Origin of the sequence: Mesorhizobium sp. M1329, from assembly GCF_040318035.1 — a bacterium.
Taxonomy (GTDB): domain Bacteria; phylum Pseudomonadota; class Alphaproteobacteria; order Rhizobiales; family Rhizobiaceae; genus Mesorhizobium.
Map to the genome: position 1 here is coordinate 42,149 of NZ_JAMYLN010000011.1, position 13,405 is coordinate 55,553.

The window sequence follows — 13,405 nt, forward strand, 5'->3', positions numbered from 1 at the left end:
CTACATTATGCGCATAAATGGGAGCGGCTCCATGCTTCAATCGAATCCAAAAACCCAGAGAAAGTCGGTTAATACATCGATCGACTCCCGATTGATCGAGGATGCCAAGGCGTTGGGCATCAATATATCCCGCGCTGCTGAAGAGGGCATCGCCAAGGCGATTTCGGCCGAAAAAGGCCGCCGGTGGCAGGAGGAAAACAAGGGAGCGATCGACAGTTCCAATGACTATGTCAGGCGCAACGGCTTGCCTTTGGCCAAGCACCGGCTGTTTTGATGGCGCGTTATGATTTCTATCAGAGTGCCGAAGACGACGGTTACCTTCTCGATGTCCAATCCGACCTTCTGGGACGGCTCGACACCAAGGTCGTCGTCCCGCTGATGCCCGCCAACAAGGCGCCAGTGCCGGGCCGCCGCTTAAACCCTATCTTCACAATCAACGGTAAGGACCATGTCATGGTCACTCAATTCATGTCAGCCTTGATGAGCGCCGAATTGCCCGTTGCCGAAGGAAATCTTTCTCGCCATCACGACGAGATCGTGAGCGCGCTCGACATGCTGTTCCAAGGCTTCTGAGCCAAAGAGGCGTTGGGCTGGCGAGCCGGCCTCACCCCGCCGTCTTTGTCTGCCAGGCCTTCAGCGCCTCATCGAACACCTTCTCGCCGGGAATGCCCTTTTCCATGGTGAGCAGCGCCCGCCGCCCGGTCTTGTAGACGACCGGCACGTCGATCCAGTCCTGGCCCCTGAGCAAGGTCAGATTGGCGTCTTCATCCGCCTTGGTATCGTTGAGCGCAACCAGGAAGAACCCGTCGGCGATCTTGGCCGGGATGCCGATCAGCGGACTGCCGGCATCCTGCTCGGACCCCTTCATGGCGACACGCAGGATGTTGTCGACGCCGCCGCCCTCGAAGCCTTCAGGCGTCAGGAAGATCATCTCGATAATATGGCTGGCCGGCAGCGTCTGGTCGGTGTTGCGACGGATCGTCATGCGCAACTGGATATCCTTGCCCGGAATGGTCGCTTCGGCCCTGATCGCCGGCTCGGGTGGCAAGTCGCCGCCGGGCGATTCCTGCACCAGTGACCAGACGATGTTGCCGGGCTCGGCCGAGCCTTGAGCGGTGCTGGTGCGCTCCTCGTAGAAGATCGCCTTCTGGCCGACGGCCAACGCGGCTTGCGGCGGAACTGCCGTTGGTGCCGCTGCCGGCGCGGGCGGCGGGGCAGCCGCTGTCGGGGGCGCCGCAGCATCGGCCGGCGCTGCTGCCCCATTGGCGGGCGGCGTTGCGGGAGTTGGTGCAGCGGAGCCATCGACCGCTGGAGCATTGGCCGTGGCTTGCGTATCGGCAGGTGCGGCCGGTGTCGGCGCGGCGGGTGCCGGGGTGGTCGGCGCTTGGGCGGCCGACGGCGGCGTGGTCAGTGCGGCGACGGATTCGCCTTCGCCGATGCCCGCCTGCCCGGCCGCGGGGCCAGGATCGACTTCGTGGCCCTCGGGCGTCAGGCGCTGCGTGAACTTCGCGCCTTCGCCGGCTTCCGTCGGCGGCGCGGCGGCCGGTACGGCCGCATCGGCCACCGGCTTGGCCGGGGCTGGTTTTACCAGCGGTTCGGTGGCGACGGCTTTGGTCTCGTCGAGGCCGAGCATGCTGCCGAACGCATCCTTGTTCAGCCAGATGCCATAGCCGCCACCGGCAATGACCAGCAAGGCAATGGCGGCGACGATCACGCCGCCATAGCTGCGCCTGCGCTCGGCGGGATGGAGCCGCTGGAACCTGTCCTCCGCGGGGCCGCCGTCGTTGGAAAAGTCGTCGCCCCGAAAAACGCCGTCTTGGTCATCGGCCGTCGGAATATCCATATTGGGCGGCGGCGGACCAGCGCGCTCCTGAGAAAGAGCGACGGGCTGCGGCTTTTGCCAGTTCGGTGCCGCCTTGGCGGGCGTAGGCTGCCATGCTGGCCCAGCCTTTGCTGGCTCCGTCTTTGCCGGCTCAGTCCTTGCCGGCTGCCATGGCGGCTCGGTCTTTGCCGGCTGCCGGACATGGCTGGACTGGTTCTTGTTGCGGTCGATGGAGGAGAAGATGTCCTCCAGTTCCGCCAGCGGGTCGGGTGGCGGCGCAGGCTTGGCGAAGTCCCGCTCGACTTTGGCGATGGCGTCTTCCAGCACACGCATCTGCCGGTCGACATCGGAAGGCGTCATCGTGGCCTTCTCTGCGAGTTGCTTCGCGATTGACGAACGGGCCTTGTCATAGACCCTGGCGCGCACTTCCGCCGACGGCTCACCGAGTTTATCGAGTGCCTTTTTCAGAATAGGAACAAAATCTACCATACGTCAGTCGACCTGCATTTGTTTCTGGGCCGGCCCCCGCAAATCAGCCGCAATGCCCGGAAAGGCTGAGAAACTAGTCTTGAAACGGATCGGTCACAAGTATCGTGTCGTCCCGTTCAGGGCTGGTGGAAAGGAGTGCGACCGGCGCGCCGATCAGCTCTTCGATGTAGCGGACGTATTTCACCGCCTGGGCCGGCAGGTCGTTCCAGCTGCGCGCGCCGGCGGTGGTGCCTTTCCACCCTTCCAGCGTCTCGTAAACCGGTTCGACGCGCGCCTGCGCGCCTTGGCTGGCCGGCAGGTAATCGATCGCCTCGCCGTCGAGGCGGTAGCCGGTACAGACCTTGATCTCGTCCAGCCCATCGAGCACATCGAGCTTGGTCAGCGCAATGCCCTTGATGCCGTTGACGGCGACAGCCTGGCGGACCAGCACGGCATCGAACCAGCCGCAGCGGCGCTTACGGCCGGTGACGACGCCGAATTCATGGCCGCGCGTGCCCAGGAACTCGCCGATCTCGTTCTTCTGCTCGGTCGGAAACGGGCCTTCGCCAACACGCGTCGTATAGGCCTTGGTGATGCCGAGCACATAGCCGATGGCGCCCGGGCCGACACCGGACCCGGCAGCGGCCTGGCCGGCAACGGTGTTGGAGGAGGTGACGAACGGGTAGGTGCCATGGTCGATATCGAGCAGCGTGCCTTGCGCGCCCTCGAACAGGATTCGCTCGCCGGCGCGGCGCTTGTCGTCGAGGATTTTCCAGACGCGGTCCATATAGGGCAGGATCTCGTCGGCGACCGAGATCAGCTCGCTCATGATCGCCTCATGCGTGACCTCGGCATGGCCGAGCCCGCGCCGCAGCGCATTGTGGTGCGTCAGCAGCCTGTCGACTTTCAAGGGCAGTGTTTCCAAATCCGCCAAATCCATCACCCTGACCGCGCGCCGGCCCACCTTGTCTTCATAGGTGGGACCGATGCCGCGACGGGTCGTGCCGATCTTCGTTCCAGAATTGGAAGCGGCGTCCTCGCGGAATCCGTCCAGCTCCCGGTGCAAGGACAGGATAAGCGCGGTGTTTTCGGCTATTTTCAGGCGGTCCGGCGTCACCTCGACGCCCTGCGCTTTCAATTTCGCAACCTCCGCGACGAAAGCGTGCGGATCGAAGACAACGCCATTGCCGATGATGGACAGCTTGCCTTGCCGCACCACGCCGGACGGCAGCAGCGACAGCTTGTAGACCTTGCCGTCGACGACCAGCGTGTGGCCGGCATTGTGGCCGCCCTGGAAGCGCACGACAACATCGGCGCGCTCCGACAGCCAGTCTACGATCTTGCCTTTGCCTTCATCGCCCCATTGCGAGCCGACGACCACCACATTGGCCATATTTCTTTTCCCTTGAGACGCCGCACGAGCAGCTTGAAACAGTTCGAAACGATAGGCCTCTATCGCATCGGCCCCCAAAATCGGAATCGATTTTCGGAAAAGCACGACGCGAGGATTAGAGCCTTCCGACGCGTAGCGTCCAATTGCACGCACGTCGCTCTATAGCGTCAAGACCCGGCGAGCGCGACCATTCTTTGCCGCCGAAAACGCTCCGAGGCACAACAATTTTCGCCTTTGACATCATTTACTTGCGCGAGCTGCCGCAATAGGCCCGCAACGACCGCGCATTTCTCTCTGCCTGGCCGGAATGTCACGATGCATCGAGCCGCCTACCTATTCCTGCTGTTCACCACCTTGCTGTGGGGCGGCAACTCCGTGGCCGGAAAGCTGGCGGTCGGTCATATCTCGCCGATGACGCTCGTCTTCCTGCGTTGGCTGCTGGCGGTTCTGATCCTGCTACCGATCGGCTGGGGAACGCTACGCCAAGACTGGCCGGTGGTGCGCAGGCACTGGTTGCTGCTTGGCGGGCTCGGCGCTTGCGGCTTCGCCTTCTTCAACACGATCTTCTACACGGCGCTCAACTACACCACGGCGATCAACGTCTCGATCGAGCAGGCGGCGATCCCGATCGTCATCATCATCGCCAATTTTGTGTTCTTTCGCCTGCGCGTCAATGGCGTGCAGGTCATTGGCGTCGTGCTGACCATCGCCGGTGTCGCGGTGACGGCGAGCCATGGCGATCCACGCCAGCTTCTCAGGCTGGATCTCAATTTCGGCGACGCGATCATGCTGGTCGCCGTGCTTTGCTACTCCTTCTATTCGGTGGGGTTGCGGCTGAAGCCGGTCATCCGCTGGCAGAGCCTGATGCTGGCGCTGTCGGTTGCCGCACTCATCACATCGCTGCCTTTCTTCCTGTGGGAGATTGCCGCCGGCAAGGTCATCGTCCCCGATGCCGGCGGCTGGGCGGTCGCGTTCTATACCGCCATCGGTGCTTCGGTCATCTCGCAGATCTTCTATATCAGAGGCAACGAGCTGATCGGCGCCAACCGAGCCGGCCTGTTCATCAATCTGGTGCCGATCTTCGGTACGCTGCTGTCGGTGCTGATTGTCGGTGAGACATTCCAGCTCTATCAGGCGCTGGCTCTCGCGCTGGTGCTCGGTGGCATCAGCCTCGCCGAATACAGCGGGCGGAAGATGGCGACATCCGCTGCTGAATGAAGTCGCTCGCCGCGACGTTCCACTGCGGATCCATCAACGACCGTGGAAGCGCCCCGCGTGCTGCTGCACACGGGGCGACCGAGTTTCAGGCTACGCCGACATCGAAATGCAGCCGCTTGGCGGAGTCGATCGACTTGTGCGAGCGCACCTGCGCCAACACGTTTTCCGGGAACGGCGCATCGAGATAGAGCAATGCAATGGCATCGCCGCCCGGCCGGTTGCGGCCGAGCTGGAAGTTGGCGATGTTGACGCCGTTCTCGCCGCAGACCGTGCCGAGCAGACCGATGATGCCGGGCGCGTCGGCATTGGTCGTGTAGAGCATGTGCTGGCCAACCTCGGCGTCGAGATTAATGCCCTTGATCTGGATGAAGCGCGGCTTGCCATCCGAGAAGCAGGTGCCGGCGATCGAGCGCGTCCTGTGCTCGGTCTTGACCGTCAGCTTGATATAGCCGTCGAACACGCCCGACTTGTCGCGCTTGACCTCGGCGACGATGATGCCGCGCTCCTTCACCATGATCGGCGCCGACACCATGTTGACGTCGGAGACCTGCGGCCGGATCAGCCCGGCAAGGGTGGCGCTGATCAGCGCGCGCGTGTTCATCGTCGCGGTCGAGCCGTCGAACAGTATCTCGACCTCCTTGATCGGATCCTCGGTGACCTGTCCGACAAAGGCGCCGAGCACTTCGGCAAGCTTGACGAAAGGTTTCAGCCGCGGCGCCTCTTCGGCGGTGATCGACGGCATGTTGATGGCGTTGGAAACGGCGCCCTTGATCAGATAGTCGGACATCTGCTCGGCGACGTGCAGGGCGACATTCTCCTGCGCTTCGGTGGTCGACGCGCCGAGATGCGGCGTCGCCACGACATTTTCCATGCCGAACAGTTCATTATACTCCGCCGGTTCGACCTCGAACACGTCGATGCCGGCGCCTGCCACCTTGCCGCTTTTCAGTGCCGCGATCAGGTCGGCCTCGACGACCAGCCCGCCACGCGCGCAATTGATGATGCGCACACCGGTCTTCATTTTGGCGATCGCCGCGGCGTCGATGATGTTGCGCGTCTTGTCGGTCAGCGGTGTGTGCAGCGTGATGAAGTCGGCGCGGGCGAACAGCTCGTCGAGCTCGACCTTTTCGACACCAAGCTCCTCGGCGCGGCTGTCCGACAGGAATGGATCGAAGGCGATGACATGCATCTTCAGGCCGACGCCGCGCGTAGCGACGATCGAGCCGATATTGCCGCAGCCGATGATGCCGAGCGTCTTGCCGGTGATTTCGACACCCATGAAGCGGTTCTTTTCCCATTTGCCGGCATGGGTCGAGGCGTTGGCCTCCGGTATCTGGCGGGCCAGCGCGAAGATCATGGCGATCGCATGCTCGGCGGTGGTGATCGAATTGCCGAAGGGCGTGTTCATCACGATGATGCCCTTGCGGCTCGCCGCCGGGATGTCGATATTGTCGACGCCGATGCCGGCGCGGCCCACGACCTTCAGCCTGGTCGCGGCATTGATCAGCTTCTCCGTGACCTTGGTCGCCGAGCGGATGGCCAGCCCATCGTACTGGCCGATCACTTCGAGCAGTTTTTCCTTGTCCTTGCCGATATCCGGCAAATAGTCGACCTCGATGCCGCGATCCCTGAAGATCTGCACGGCGGTGGTGGAAAGTTTGTCTGAGACGAGAACGCGGGGCGCCATGGCGGCCTCCTTCAATTAGGATTTGATCCGTTTGGGGGTGGGCGGCCCGAGAGCCGCCACAGGAAAACTCAGGCGGCTGCCTTCAGCGACGCCTTTTGCGCGGCAAAGGCCCAGTCGAGCCAGGGCAGCAGCGCTTCGAGATCGGAGGTCTCGACTGTCGCGCCGCACCAGATGCGCAGCCCGGGCGGTGCATCGCGGTAGGCGCCGATGTCATAGGCGACGCCTTCCTTGTCGAGCGCCGAGACAATTGCCTTGGCGAACGCAGCCTGTCCGTCGGCGTCGAGTGCAGCGACTTGCCGGTCGGTAAAGGAAAGGCAGACCGATGTGTTCGAACGCGTCGCCGGATCGACGGCAAGATGGCCGAGCCAGGAAGATTTCCCGACAAAGCGATCGAGAACAGCGGCATTGGCATCCGCTCTGGTGACCAGCGCGTCGAGGCCGCCGATCGACTTCGCCCAACGCAGTGCGTCGAGATAGTCTTCGACGCACAGCATCGACGGCGTGTTGATGGTCTCGCCCTTGAAGATGCCTTCGATCAGCTTGCCGCCCGAGGTGAGGCGGAAGATCTTCGGCAGTGGCCAGGCCGGCTTGTAGCTTTCCAGACGCTCGACGGCGCGCGGGCTGAGGATCAGCATGCCGTGCGCGCCCTCACCGCCCAGCACCTTCTGCCAGGAGAAGGTGACGACGTCGAGTTTCTGAAAATCGAGCTTTTGCGCAAAGGCCGCCGAAGTGGCGTCGCAGATGGTCAGGCCCTTGCGGGCGGCCGGGATGAAATCGCCGTTCGGCACGCGCACGCCCGACGTCGTGCCGTTCCAGGTGAAGACCACGTCGCGATCAAAGTCGATTTTGGTCAGGTCGGGCAGTGCGCCGTAATCGGCCTCTAACCTGCGCACATCGGCGAGCCTCAGCTGCTTGACCACATCGGTGACCCAGCCGGAGCCGAAGCTCTCCCAGGCGACCATGTCGACGCCGCGTTCGCCGAGCAGCGACCACAGCGCCATTTCGACCGCGCCGGTATCCGAGGCCGGCACGATGCCGATGCGGTAATCCGCCGGAACCTGGAGTATTTCCCGCGTCAGCTCGATCGCTTGTTCGAGCTTGGTCTTGCCGATCTTGGCGCGGTGCGAGCGCCCGAGCGCGGCATTTTTGAGCGCCTCGACCGACCAGCCGGGGCGTTTTGCACAGGGACCTGAGGAAAAATTGGGATTTGCAGGACGGAATCCAGGCTTCGTATGCGTCGTCATCGTGGTCTATCCTTCCAGATAGTGGCCCCTCGTTGGGGAGGGGTGGCCCACGGACGGCGATATGCGTTCAGGCTTTCGGCGTCAAGGGGAAAGTTTTTGTCGCTGTCGGGATATTGCCAGCGCCCGGGGCGAAAATGCAAACGGCGGGCCTACGACCCGCCATTGTCAACGCCTCGGCTTCGATCGAGCCTACCAGAGGTCGTAGCGTAGTCCGACTTTGACTTGATGATTGTTGATTCCTTTGCGGATCGGAAAAGAAGTCAGGCTCTCGGCAGTCACATATTCGGCGTCTGGCGCGGAAAAATACTGATAGCCCAGATCGACTGAGACGTTCTTGGACACCTGGTAGGCAAGGCCGGCATTCAGCGTGTAGGCGAAGGAATATTGGGTCTTGTTGTCACGCAGGACGAAATCGTCGGCGGGGTTGGCGTTGTCGGTGAAGTAGCTCGCCGAGAGGCGACGCTTGCTCTGGACGACACCGACACCAGCGCCGAGATAAGGTGTGATTCCGACATAGGTGCCAAGGTCGACATAGCCATTGAGTATGCCTGAGAAGGCATAGTTCTTCAGGGTCGCCGATGCCACGGTCGTTCCGTCGTTATAGCCGACGTCGATCTTGTTGCCGGGAAGATAGCCGACATTGAGATCGGTGCGCAGATAGTCATTGAAATGATAGCCGAAGCCAATGCTGGCGAAGATGGGATCTTCCTTTTCGTCGAAGCTCGCGGGCGTGAAGGCGAAATGCTCATCCTTGAAGCTCTTCTGCACCAGATAGGAGACATCGCCGCGCAGATACCATCCCGAGCCAACCTCGACCGGTACATAGTCGGGCGCCTGGTCGACATAGACCGGCGGTTCGTAATCGGCGCCAAGCGCCGGCGTCAGCGGCATCAGGACGACTGCTGCAAGCGCCAGAGCTACAGGCGATTTGAATGTCATGGTCCTCGGCTCCCGAACTTGGCGCATTCGCGATCGCGCGCCGTTTCAAGGAGCATTGTTAACCATAGTGGTTAAGTGCGGGTTAAGGATAACAAGGCGTTAGCAATTGATTTGATCCGCTTTCGCCCCTCGAGCTGGACGGTGTTACAGAACAACGCAGCATCTTAGGCAGCCAAACGAAACCGCCCGGCATCAGCCGGGCGGTCGATAAATTCCTCGATTTCAGAAACAACTACTTCGTGTAGACGGGCTCGGGTTCCGGCACGTAAGGCTCCGGCGGCGCGCAGTCCGACCTGCCGAACTGGTAGCGCAGGCCGCCGCGCACTTCGTGCACATTGATGCCGCGGTCGTAGCCCGGGCCAACATTGCTATCCGAAGCGTAGTCGAACATCTTGCCGCCATTGATGTGGCTGAAGCGGTAGCCGACGTCGAGTTTGACGCGGTCGGTCAGGCAGTAGGAGGCGCCCGCCATGGCAGCATAGGCAAAACGCCAGCCTTTGCCGCCATGATGCTCGAACTCGCCGTCATCGTCGACGTTGTGGAGTGTATCCCACTTAACCCAGGCGCCGCCGATGCCGGCACCGACATAAGGCGTGACGCCATGCCAGGTGCCGATGTCGACATAGGCGTTGGCCAAGAGCAGCAGCGCTGAATAGGACGAGGTGTCGACGGATGTGCAAGGGGTTTGTAATACGCCGCAGAAGCCGTTGGTCGAGCCGCGGAATTTGGATTTGCTCATCCAGTCCAAGGTAAGATCGGTGCGGAAATGCTCGTCGATCTGGTAACCAACACCGCCGCCGGCCGAAAAAGCGCCATCCAGCTTGCCTGTATCGAACTTGCCGGGATTCTGGGGCGCTACACCGTAGGTGATGTAGTCGCCACCACGAAACTTCGACCAGTGATAGTCGATGTCGCCACGGATATACCAGCCGCCAAAGTCGGCCGGCTGCTCGTAGGCAACCGGTGGCGGCGCCTCCTCGACGACGGGCGGCTCGACGAAATCGGCGGCGAATGCCGGCCCGGCGCCGGCAAACAGCGCGGCCAGGAGAGCCATTCTTGCTGTGTTGAACATGCTTATCACCCCTGAGAACCCTCGAACGGCGAACGCGCCCGAAATGTGATTGACCTCAGTTGTGGATAATGAATCGGAAAGGTTAAAAGGCGTTTAACCGTATTGATTAACCACGAATCTCTAAAATTCGAGCATCTGGCGGCCGTTGCTGCAGGCGGTGCTGGCCGCGACCCAATCAAAAGCCCGCCGGCAAGGCGGGCTTTTGAACCGATGTTGGAGGGAGATCAGGCGGCGCTGCGCGTTTCCGAAATGACCTCGACGATGTCGTTGACCACGGACTCGACAAGCTGCGGGTCGTCGCCCTCCGCCATGACGCGGATGAGCGGCTCCGTGCCGGAAGGCCGGATGACCAGGCGTCCGGCCTTGCCGAGGCGATTGCGCGCATCTTCGATCGCCGCCTTGACCGGCGCCTCCTCCAGCGGCTTGCCGCCGGAAATATGCACATTCTTCAACAGCTGCGGCACCGGCTCGAACTTCTTCGACAGTTCGCTGACCGGCCGGTTATGCCGCTTGATGCAGGCGAGTACCTGGAGCGCCGAGACGAGGCCGTCGCCAGTGGTCGAGAAATCGGACAGCACGATGTGGCCCGACTGTTCGCCGCCGACATTGAGCCCATGGGCGCGCATGTGCTCGACGACATAGCGGTCGCCGACCTTGGTGCGATGCAACTGCAGGTTCATGTCGCCGAGGAAGCGTTCGAGGCCGAGATTGGACATCACCGTCGAGACGACGCCGCCGCCGGCCAGCCGTCCGCTCTGCTGCCAGGACTCGGCGATCAGCGCCATGATCTGGTCGCCATCGACGATCGCGCCGTTCTCGTCGACGATGACGACACGGTCGGCATCGCCGTCGAGCGCAATGCCGATATCGGCGCGCACCTCGTGCACCTTCTTTTGCAGGCCGGCCGGATGAGTCGAGCCGCATTCCTTGTTGATGTTGAAGCCGTTGGGCTCGACATTGATGGCAACGACCTCGGCGCCGAGTTCCCACAGCGCGTCGGGCGCCACCTTGTAGGCGGCGCCATTGGCGCAATCGACGACGATGCGCAGGCCCGACAGCGACATCGAGCGCGGCAGCGTGCGCTTGGCGAATTCGATATAGCGGTCATGCACGCCGTCGACGCGTTTGGCACGGCCGAGCCCATCGGAATCGGCGAGCGCCAATTCGATATCCTTGTCGAGCATCCCCTCGATACGCTCCTCGATCTCATCGGACAGCTTGTAGCCATCGGGGCCGAACAGCTTGATGCCGTTGTCGTAATAGGGGTTGTGCGAGGCAGAGATCATCACGCCGATATCGGCGCGCAGAGAGCGCACCAGCATGGCAACAGCCGGCGTCGGGATCGGGCCGAGCAGGAAGACATCCATGCCGGCGGCGCACAGGCCGGATACCATCGCGTTCTCGATCATGTAGCCGGAAAGCCTGGTATCCTTGCCGAGCACGACGCGGTGGCGGTGGCTGCCGCGCTGGAACGAGAGGCCGGCGGCCATGCCGACCCGCATGGCGACCTCCGCCGTCATTGGAAACTTGTTGGCTCGCCCACGAATGCCGTCCGTGCCGAAATAATGTCCTGCCATGTTCGCCAGCTTCCCGATGGTTCTTTCCGAGCATCTCATGCCATAAAATGGCCCAAGCCCCGTCATCACATTGTATGATTATGGACGACCAATCCTTAGAAAATTGTTGTTTTGTGTGTTTTGCGTCACGCTAGTGTGTTGATTTTCAAGTTCCGAGCCCTTGTTGCGGCAGCAGCATCAGAAACGTCAACTCAAACCTCATCTGGATCCTTTGGTCTGTGGCAGTGTGTGGCCTTGAACCCGAATCCGCATCGTGCTGCTCCAGAAAGCGGTAGGCTCAGGTTCGCCGCACCCGCCGATTTGACTGGCTGTCATGCGACGCAGTGCCCTCGCTGGGAACCAGCCATAGGCGCGCTTTCCTTGCAATGCACCCGGACGAACTTGGCTGGGAGGCAGTCCCGGCAACGAATTCATCACCTTAAAGAAAAGAATGCACTTCTAAATTTGTCTCTACGCTACTTAGCATCTGGCGCAACCAGCCGTTGAGCGCTATTGCTGCACTGGGACATATCATGAACCGCCGTAGGGAGAACAAGCATGCTCATCCATCGACTTGCCACTTTGACGGGTCTTGCCGTCGCGACCTTATTCCTGGCGGCGCCTGCCAATGCGCTGACCATGGCCGAGTGCAGCACCAAGTATAACGCGGCCAAGGATGCGGGAACGCTTGGCGGGCAGAACTGGAACCAGTTCCGCAAGGCCCAATGCGGCACCGATGCCACCGCCGCTACGACCGACACCGCGCCAGCCAAAGCCGCAGCCAAGGCCACTGACACGACCAAGGCAGCCGCCGGCGACGATGCGGCGCCGGGCCTGACGGCGAAGGAGTGCAGCACCAAGTACCAGGCGGCCAAGGCTGCCGGCACGCTCAACGGCATGAAGTGGAACGATTTCCGCAAGACCCAGTGCGCCGCCGGCGCGACGGCAGCCGCACAACCCGCCGCCACGACCAAAGCAGCGGCGGCCAGCAGCGATGACGCGGCGCCTGGGCTGACGGCCAAGGAATGCAGCACCAAGTACCAGGCCGCCAAGGCTGCCGGCACGCTCAACGGCATGAAATGGAACGACTTCCGCAAGAGTGAATGCGCCGCCGGCGCAACTGCAGCCGCACAGCCTGCCGCGGCACCTGCCAAGGCGACGACAGCCGCCGCGACCGATACCGGCAAAGGCCTCAGCATGGCGGATTGCAGCGCCAAATATCAGGCTGCCAAGGCCGGCAACACGCTGAACGGCATGAAGTGGAACGACTTCCGCAAGAGCCAATGCGGCGCCGGCGCAGCCGACGACGACACCCTGCCGGCTCCCGATGCCAAGTACACCGGCGATCCGCAACCGCCGACCATCACCGCCCCCCAGGGCGTGAAATTCCCGACGGCGATCTCCAAGAAGTATGCAACCGAGACCCCGGCCAAGGGCCGCATGCACACCTGCCTCGACCTCTATTACGCCAACAAGGACGCCAACACGCTGGGCGGCCTCAGGTGGATCCAGAAAGGCGGCGGCTTCTATAGCCTCTGCAACGCCAAGCTGAAGAGCTGACCGGCGCCACCATCCGACGACATGAGCCCGCGAGCCGCAAGGTTCGCGGGCTTTTTTGTTGCTGCCGACTCCAAGGAGAGGCCCTGCGTTGCAAAGTGGCATCGTCGATGACGCTGCCAATCTCCCCCTCGTGGGGGAGATGCCCGGCAGGGCAGAGGGGGGCGCGAAGGAAACCTTTAATTTGTTTTCTCTGATGGAGATCAGATCAGTTGTGGCGTGGCTGCGATACGTTGGCAGGTCGGCGGGACAGCGCCCCCCTCTGTCCTGCCGGACATCTCCCCCACAAGGAGGGAGATTAGCCATCATGTCGGCTTTCGCCAATCGCCAACGTTGGCGCAAGGTTGCGGACCTAATCGAAAGGTGCCTGAAACAAAAAACCCGCCTCGGCGGGCGGATCGTTGGAGCCATTTGGCACCATATCCAAATTAGTAGCATAGCTGCCGGCA

11 protein-coding genes are annotated in these 13,405 nt (G+C 62.1%); 4 read left to right on the forward strand and 7 right to left on the reverse strand.

From position 1 onward, the window contains the following. The first annotated feature begins 31 nt into the window (after positions 1 to 31). Together NKH21_RS13435 and NKH21_RS13440 are read left to right on the forward strand one after the other, a co-directional pair. Positions 32 to 274 carry a type II toxin-antitoxin system CcdA family antitoxin gene (locus tag NKH21_RS13435; RefSeq protein ID WP_352666186.1) on the forward strand — a complete coding sequence of 81 codons (243 nt, stop codon included), beginning with the start codon at positions 32 to 34 and terminating at the stop codon, positions 272 to 274. Further along, a complete protein-coding gene (locus tag NKH21_RS13440; RefSeq protein ID WP_352666184.1) occupies positions 274 to 573 on the forward strand; it encodes a CcdB family protein in 300 nt (99 codons plus the stop codon). The genes NKH21_RS13435 and NKH21_RS13440 overlap by 1 nt, the downstream gene beginning before the upstream one ends. A gap of 31 nt (positions 574 to 604) precedes the next feature. Here the strand turns inward: NKH21_RS13440 and NKH21_RS13445 are convergent, their stop codons facing one another. After that, positions 605 to 2,311, reverse strand: a complete 1,707-nt coding sequence (locus NKH21_RS13445; RefSeq protein ID WP_352865513.1) for a hypothetical protein — start codon at positions 2,309 to 2,311, stop codon at positions 605 to 607. Positions 2,312 to 2,384: 73 nt separating this feature from the next. Next, positions 2,385 to 3,683, reverse strand: coding sequence for an adenylosuccinate synthase (locus NKH21_RS13450; protein ID WP_352865516.1), 1,299 nt, complete (start codon positions 3,681 to 3,683; stop codon positions 2,385 to 2,387). Between the two features lie 315 nt (positions 3,684 to 3,998). Here NKH21_RS13450 and NKH21_RS13455 point away from each other — a divergent pair, with 315 nt between their 5' ends. Beyond that, on the forward strand, positions 3,999 to 4,901 hold the full coding sequence (locus NKH21_RS13455; RefSeq protein WP_352666181.1) for a DMT family transporter: 903 nt from the start codon (positions 3,999 to 4,001) through the stop codon (positions 4,899 to 4,901). Between the two features lie 85 nt (positions 4,902 to 4,986). Here the strand turns inward: NKH21_RS13455 and serA are convergent, their stop codons facing one another. From serA to glmM, 5 genes are all read right to left on the reverse strand, one after another. After that, positions 4,987 to 6,588 (reverse strand): phosphoglycerate dehydrogenase, encoded by a 1,602-nt coding sequence (gene serA / locus NKH21_RS13460; protein ID WP_352666179.1) that lies wholly within the window; start codon positions 6,586 to 6,588, stop codon positions 4,987 to 4,989. Positions 6,589 to 6,656: 68 nt separating this feature from the next. Further along, positions 6,657 to 7,832: a phosphoserine transaminase gene (locus tag NKH21_RS13465; RefSeq protein ID WP_352865520.1), complete on the reverse strand. Its 1,176-nt coding sequence runs from the start codon at positions 7,830 to 7,832 to the stop codon at positions 6,657 to 6,659. A gap of 189 nt (positions 7,833 to 8,021) precedes the next feature. Further along, complete coding sequence (locus NKH21_RS13470; RefSeq protein ID WP_352865522.1) at positions 8,022 to 8,771, reverse strand: outer membrane protein; 750 nt, start codon at positions 8,769 to 8,771, stop codon at positions 8,022 to 8,024. A 232-nt stretch (positions 8,772 to 9,003) separates the two neighbouring features. After that, entirely contained in the window at positions 9,004 to 9,843 is an 840-nt protein-coding gene (locus tag NKH21_RS13475) for an outer membrane protein (RefSeq protein WP_352666173.1), read from the reverse strand. 224 nt (positions 9,844 to 10,067) lie between these two features. After that, entirely contained in the window at positions 10,068 to 11,420 is a 1,353-nt protein-coding gene (gene glmM, locus NKH21_RS13480; protein ID WP_352471193.1) for a phosphoglucosamine mutase, read from the reverse strand. A 537-nt stretch (positions 11,421 to 11,957) separates the two neighbouring features. On the opposite strand from glmM, the gene NKH21_RS13485 reads away from it, so the two are divergent. Further along, the gene (locus NKH21_RS13485) at positions 11,958 to 12,959 is read left to right on the forward strand and encodes a hypothetical protein (protein WP_352666171.1); all 1,002 of its coding nucleotides are present in this window, start codon (positions 11,958 to 11,960) and stop codon (positions 12,957 to 12,959) included. Positions 12,960 to 13,405: the final 446 nt, after the last annotated feature.

Coding starts and splice junctions, on each gene's coding strand:
- NKH21_RS13435 (WP_352666186.1), top strand. CDS start 32: ATGCTTCAATCGAATCCAAAAACCCAGAGAAAGTCGGTTAATACATCG.
- NKH21_RS13440 (WP_352666184.1), top strand. CDS start 274: ATGGCGCGTTATGATTTCTATCAGAGTGCCGAAGACGACGGTTACCTT.
- NKH21_RS13445 (WP_352865513.1), bottom strand. CDS start 2,311: ATGGTAGATTTTGTTCCTATTCTGAAAAAGGCACTCGATAAACTCGGT.
- NKH21_RS13450 (WP_352865516.1), bottom strand. CDS start 3,683: ATGGCCAATGTGGTGGTCGTCGGCTCGCAATGGGGCGATGAAGGCAAA.
- NKH21_RS13455 (WP_352666181.1), top strand. CDS start 3,999: ATGCATCGAGCCGCCTACCTATTCCTGCTGTTCACCACCTTGCTGTGG.
- serA (WP_352666179.1), bottom strand. CDS start 6,588: ATGGCGCCCCGCGTTCTCGTCTCAGACAAACTTTCCACCACCGCCGTG.
- NKH21_RS13465 (WP_352865520.1), bottom strand. CDS start 7,832: ATGACGACGCATACGAAGCCTGGATTCCGTCCTGCAAATCCCAATTTT.
- NKH21_RS13470 (WP_352865522.1), bottom strand. CDS start 8,771: ATGACATTCAAATCGCCTGTAGCTCTGGCGCTTGCAGCAGTCGTCCTG.
- NKH21_RS13475 (WP_352666173.1), bottom strand. CDS start 9,843: ATGTTCAACACAGCAAGAATGGCTCTCCTGGCCGCGCTGTTTGCCGGC.
- glmM (WP_352471193.1), bottom strand. CDS start 11,420: ATGGCAGGACATTATTTCGGCACGGACGGCATTCGTGGGCGAGCCAAC.
- NKH21_RS13485 (WP_352666171.1), top strand. CDS start 11,958: ATGCTCATCCATCGACTTGCCACTTTGACGGGTCTTGCCGTCGCGACC.